This is a genomic window from Rickettsia asembonensis (genome assembly GCF_000828125.2).
GTDB lineage: Bacteria > Pseudomonadota > Alphaproteobacteria > Rickettsiales > Rickettsiaceae > Rickettsia > Rickettsia asembonensis.
On the sequence record NZ_JWSW01000051.1, the window covers coordinates 1 to 546 of the forward strand.

A 546-nucleotide genomic window follows, 5' to 3' on the forward strand; every position below is an offset into this window, starting at 1 on the left:
TATAGGTAATGAAATTCTTAAACGACAGGAAAAATACGGTTGGGGCGCTAAAGTAATAGATAATTTAAGCCGTGATCTACATTCTGCATTTCCTGAAATAAAAGGATTTAGCAGCAGAAACCTTAAATATATGAGGCATTTTGCTGAGGAATATCAAGATATTAAATTTGTGCAAGAGGTGCTTGCACAATTGACGTGGTATCATAATATTACCTTAATAGATAAGGTATCTAAGAAGCAGGATAGGTTATTTTACGTAAAGCAAGCTATTGAATATGGTTGGTCACGTAATATGATGGTTACACAAATCGAACTTGAGTTACACAAAAGACAAGGGCAAGCAATAACAAATTTTCAAAGTAAACTAGTTTCTCCTCAATCTGATCTAGCACATTATACGCTCAAAGATCCATATGTTTTTGATTTTTTAAGTGTAGGAAATGAAGCACAGGAAAGGGAAGTAGAAAAAGAATTAACTAAACATATAGAAAAATTTTTAATTGAGCTTGGAGCAGATTTTGCTTTTGTGGAAGTGTTGAGAGATAA

General features: G+C 32.8%; 1 protein-coding gene. It reads left to right on the forward strand.

What is annotated here, in order from left to right; all coding sequences use genetic code 11:
• The coding region (locus SB78_RS05265; protein WP_041079116.1) for a PDDEXK nuclease domain-containing protein at positions 1-546 on the forward strand (546 nt) is incomplete at both ends.